The 4,311-nt window shown below is 69.3% G+C and carries 6 protein-coding genes; 2 read left to right on the top strand and 4 right to left on the bottom strand.

What is annotated here, in order from left to right; all coding sequences use genetic code 11:
• The 3 genes from GJV64_RS11975 to GJV64_RS11965 all read right to left on the bottom strand — a co-directional run.
• Positions 1-507 (bottom strand): squalene/phytoene synthase family protein (locus GJV64_RS11975; protein ID WP_164157441.1); only part of this gene is annotated, 507 nt, incomplete at its 3' end.
• Positions 480-869, bottom strand: a complete 390-nt coding sequence (locus tag GJV64_RS11970; RefSeq protein ID WP_164157440.1) for a VOC family protein — start codon at positions 867-869, stop codon at positions 480-482. The genes GJV64_RS11975 and GJV64_RS11970, both read right to left, overlap by 28 nt.
• A gap of 69 nt (positions 870-938) precedes the next feature.
• Positions 939-2,195, bottom strand: coding sequence for a serine hydrolase domain-containing protein (locus GJV64_RS11965; protein ID WP_164157439.1), 1,257 nt, complete (start codon positions 2,193-2,195; stop codon positions 939-941).
• 47 nt (positions 2,196-2,242) lie between these two features.
• Here GJV64_RS11965 and GJV64_RS11960 point away from each other — a divergent pair, with 47 nt between their 5' ends.
• Positions 2,243-3,343: an anhydro-N-acetylmuramic acid kinase gene (locus tag GJV64_RS11960; RefSeq protein ID WP_164157438.1), complete on the top strand. Its 1,101-nt coding sequence runs from the start codon at positions 2,243-2,245 to the stop codon at positions 3,341-3,343.
• Here GJV64_RS11960 and GJV64_RS11955 read toward each other — a convergent pair.
• On the bottom strand, positions 3,340-3,987 hold the full coding sequence (locus GJV64_RS11955) for an alpha/beta hydrolase (protein WP_164157437.1): 648 nt from the start codon (positions 3,985-3,987) through the stop codon (positions 3,340-3,342). The genes GJV64_RS11960 and GJV64_RS11955 overlap by 4 nt on opposite strands.
• Before the next feature lie 66 nt (positions 3,988-4,053).
• On the opposite strand from GJV64_RS11955, the gene GJV64_RS11950 reads away from it, so the two are divergent.
• Positions 4,054-4,311: aminotransferase class V-fold PLP-dependent enzyme (locus GJV64_RS11950; RefSeq protein WP_164157436.1), on the top strand; the 258-nt coding region annotated here is incomplete at its 3' end.

The following is a 4,311-nucleotide window of genomic DNA, read 5'->3' as shown; positions in this document are numbered from 1 at the left end:
GGCCTCGCCCGCCGCCCAGGCGCGGCCCAGCGCGGCGGCCGTCTCGCCGTCGCCGCCGAGCAGGCGCGCGGCCAGTGCAAACAGGCACCCGCCGCCGTCGACATGACTGGCCGGCACGTCATCACTGCCGATCAGGCCGAGCCAGCGGTCCTCCAGCCCGGCAAGCTCCGCGCCCGACACGGCGGGCAGCGCATGGGCCAGCAGGGCCTGCAGCAGCGGCTGCGCCGGCGCCGTGCCAGCATCCAGTTCGCCCAGGCGTTCCCGCCACCAGGCCAGCCGGATCTCGCCGATCAGCGGCTCGCTGGTGGTGGCGACCAGCTGGGCCAGTTCGCAATCGAGCGCGAACAGCGCGATGAGGCCCGGCCGGGCCGCTGCCGGCGCATAGAGACACGCCAGCCAGCGATCCCGGTCGCGGGCCTGCAGTTCGGCGGTGATGATGGCAAGGTCGTTCAGGCCAAAATCCCCAAGCGCTTCAGGCCTCAGGCCGGCCCGACCCGGAAGGCGCACAGCTTGTTGCCATCGGGATCGCGGAAATAGGCGGCATAGAAGGCCTGCGGGCCATCGTCGCCACGCACGCCGGGGCCACCTTCATCGCTGCCGCCCGCTGCCAGTGCGGCCTGGTACATTGCATCCACCTTTGCGCGGGTATCAACCGCGATGGCGATCATGGCGCCGTTGCCAGCGGTGGCCGGCTTGCCATCGAACGGCGGCCCGATGGCCACCATCGGGGCCGTCCAGCTGGTGCCCCAGGCCACGGCGCCGGTCGGAAACTCCATCAGCCGGCCGATGCCGACACTGGCGAACACGGCATCATAGAAGGCAAAGGCGCGCGGCAGATCATTGCTGCCAAACATCGAATAGCCGATCATGGTCGAACCTCCTCGCAGTGGAGACTCAAGCCTGCCACGACCGCCGCCGCCGCGCCATTCCCCGCCAGGTCATCGCGCCAGTTCTGCCACGATGATGTCCTCGGCCGGCGTGAAGTGCGAGACTAGGCGGGGGGCCTTGAACGGATCGCTGGCGCTGCCGGTCAGTGCATAGGCGATCACCCGGCCGCCCGCCGGATCCACCCACAGACCAGCCAACAGCCCATAGGCATCACCCAGGTGCCCCCACCAGCGCGCGCCCGGGGGATTCGGGGCAACCGGCTGGTCGCTGGCGCCGGCCTTGCCCGAAAGGCACTGCGGCCCGGCGCCATAGCAGAGCATCTGGCCGTCATAATCATCGCCTGGCACCGGTCCGCCAGCCTGCCAGACGGGCGTCATCATCGCTTTCACCGTTTCGGGTTTCAGCAGCCGCACGCCGTCAACCTCGCCGCCGCGCAGCAGCAGCCGGCCAATGGTGGCCAGATCGTTGAGGCTGATGCGCAGGCCACCCTGGGGCGAGAAGAGCGTGCCGTTGGTGCCCGTCACATAGGCATCGAGCGCGCAGCCGGCGCGGCTCGCCACCGGGCAGGCCGGGCGCTCGCCCTTCAGGTCATCCACCTGCGCCACCCAGGGCCCGGCGGGGTTCCAGTTGGCCTCGTCACGGCCCTTCCTGTAGAGCACGGCGGCGCGCGCGATGCCGGCCTCCGACACGCCCTGCCAGTTGTAGCCGGCGTCCAGCCGCAATGGCTCCAGCACCAGCCGGCGCATCAGCCGGTCGAAACGCTCGCCGGTCGTCGCCTCCATCACGGTGGCGATCAGGCCGTAGTTCAGGTTCGCATATTCGAAGCGCCCGCCGGGCGCGGCCGGGCCCCAGTGCTGCGGGGTCAGCCGGTCCCGCAGCGCGTCTTCCAGCGCAAAGCCATAGCCGGGGCCATCGACAATGCCGCTGGTGTGCGAGAGCAATTGGCGCAGCGTCACCGGCACGTTCGCATGCGCCGGGTGGCGCAGACGCCAGCCCAGGACACGCGAGACATCTGCATCGAGATCGAGCCGGCCCTGCTCCACCAGCCGCCACACCGCGATTGCCACCACCAGCTTGGAGACCGAGGCGACGCGCACCGGGCTGTCCAGCGTCAGGCGGCGGCCGACGGCGATGTCGGCAAACCCATGCGCCTCGGCCCTCACGATGCCATCGCGGGTGGCGACAAGGCCGACCACGCCGGCCAGCTGCGGCGCGCGCGTGTCTGTCCCGGCCACGAGGTCGGCGAGTGGGTTGGCTGCGGCAGGACCGGCCAGCCACAGCAGCAGAACGGCGAACAGGCGCAGCATCTTGCCGTCTATAGGCAGCGCGCCTGTGCTGCGCTAGCCTGCCCGGCATGACGATGAGATTGGCCATTGGCCTGATGTCCGGCACATCGATGGACGGGATCGATGCCGCGCTGCTGGAAACCGATGGCGAGGGGGTGGTCAACCCGCAGGCCTTCATGTTCTTCGCCTACGAGCCGGATTTCCGCCAGCGGTTGCGCGCTGCCATGGCGCGCGCGCTCGAACTGGTGGCGCCCGGGCGCGATCCGCTGATCGATGCGGTGGAACAGGAATTGACTGGCCTGCACGCCATGGCCGTGCACCGGCTGCTGGCTGCAACCCACACCCGCCGCGACGACGTGGCGGTGATCGGCTTTCACGGCCAGACCATCGCGCACCGGCCCGACAGAAACGGCAATCTGGGCGGCTGGACCTGGCAGATCGGCGATGGCGCGACGCTGAAGGCCGCCACCCGCATTCTAGTCGCCCATGATTTCCGCAGCGCCGATGTCGCCGCCGGTGGCCAGGGCGCGCCGCTGGCGCCTGGCTATCACCGGGCGCGTTCTGAGGAGATTGGGCGCCCGCTGGGCGTGCTGAACCTCGGCGGCGTCGGCAACCTCACCTGGTTTGCCGAGGATGGACGCTGGGGCAGCTTCGATACCGGACCGGGCAACGCCTTGATCGACGACTGGGTGCGCACTTACACGGGGCGCGCCTTTGACGAGGATGGTCAGGTGGCGGCGAGCGGCATCACCCACGACAATGTGCTGATGACGCTCACCGACAATCCTTGGTTCGACGCGCCGCCGCCCAAATCGCTGGACCGCAATGCCTGGGACATCGGCGCCCTGCGCGGCCTGTCACCGGGCGATGGCGCGGCAACGCTGACCGCCTTCACGGCCGAGACGGTGCGTCTCGCGCTGGGCCATGTGCCGCCGATTGGCCGCCTGCTGGTGACCGGCGGTGGCCGACTCAACCCAGTGCTGATGGCCGAGATTGCGCGCCGCTGCGGCGTACCCGTCGAGCCGGTTGAGGCGGTCGGCTGGAACGGTGACGCGCTGGAGGCCGAAGCCTTTGCCTGGCTGGCCGTGCGGGTGCTGGACGGCAAGCCGCTAAGCTGGCCGGAGACGACGGGCGTGCTGAAGCCGATGCCGGGCGGGCGGGTGGCTTAGCGGCCGCCGTTCGCCAGCCTCATGTCAAGGTAACCATCCACGCTGCCCATCAACAGCTCCATCTCGTTCTGGAAGAAGTGGTTGGCGCCGGGAATCGTGTCGTGGTGGATGGTGATGTGCTTCTGCGTCTTCAGCTTTTCGACCAGCTTGAGGACGGCCGGCGGCGGCACCACTTCGTCTGACGCGCCGTCGATGATGATCCCGCTCGACGGGCAGGGCGCCAGGAACGAGAAATCATACATGTTGGCCGGCGGCGCGATCGAGATGAAGCCCTTGATCTCGGGCCGGCGCATCAGCAGCTGCATGCCGATCCAGGCCCCGAAGGAAAAGCCCGCCACCCAGGTGGTGTGGGCTTCCGGGTTGAACTGCTGCAGCCAGTCGAGCGCGCTGGCGGCATCCGACAGCTCGCCGATGCCGTTGTCGAACGTGCCTTGCGACCGGCCAACACCGCGGAAGTTGAAGCGCAGCGTCGCAAAGCCGCGCTTCACGAACGTCTGATAGAGGGCCAGCACGATCGGGTGGTTCATTGTGCCCTGCGCCGGGTGCGGCTGCAGGATGATCGCCACCGGCGCGCGCGGGGATGTGCCCGGCTGGTAACGGCCTTCGAGGCGCCCTTCCGGGCCGGCGAGAATCACTTCGGGCATGGCGTTTGCATTCTCTGGCACATTGGGGGAGATGCGCCCTATATGGCGGTGGACAGTGCTGTTGCAATGAAAAGCCACATCTATCTCGATCATGCCGCCACCACGCCGGTGACGGCGGCCGCGCAGGTCGCGGTGCTGGAGGCGCTGGCGCTGCTGGGCAATCCGGCCAGCGTGCATGCCGGCGGACGCGCCGCGCATGCGCTTCTGGAACGCAGCCGCGATGCCGTGGCGGCCTTTGCCGGTGCCGCCCCCGAGCAGCTGGTGTTCACCAGCGGCGGCACCGAGGCGCTGGCGCTGGCGCTGCATGGCGCCCGGCTGGAGGGC

The sequence above is a fragment of the Sandarakinorhabdus rubra genome (assembly GCF_010994245.1).
Lineage (GTDB): Bacteria > Pseudomonadota > Alphaproteobacteria > Sphingomonadales > Sphingomonadaceae > Sandarakinorhabdus > Sandarakinorhabdus rubra.
The sequence above is the reverse complement of the archived record's forward strand: the minus strand, read 5'-3'. Positions and strand labels throughout refer to the sequence as shown.

Excerpts from the sequence above, each read along its gene's own strand:
- GJV64_RS11970 (WP_164157440.1), bottom strand. The coding sequence starts at position 869 with ATGATCGGCTATTCGATGTTTGGCAGCAATGATCTGCCGCGCGCCTTT.
- GJV64_RS11960 (WP_164157438.1), top strand. The coding sequence starts at position 2,243 with ATGACGATGAGATTGGCCATTGGCCTGATGTCCGGCACATCGATGGAC.
- GJV64_RS11955 (WP_164157437.1), bottom strand. The coding sequence starts at position 3,987 with ATGCCCGAAGTGATTCTCGCCGGCCCGGAAGGGCGCCTCGAAGGCCGT.
- GJV64_RS11965 (WP_164157439.1), bottom strand. The coding sequence starts at position 2,195 with ATGCTGCGCCTGTTCGCCGTTCTGCTGCTGTGGCTGGCCGGTCCTGCC.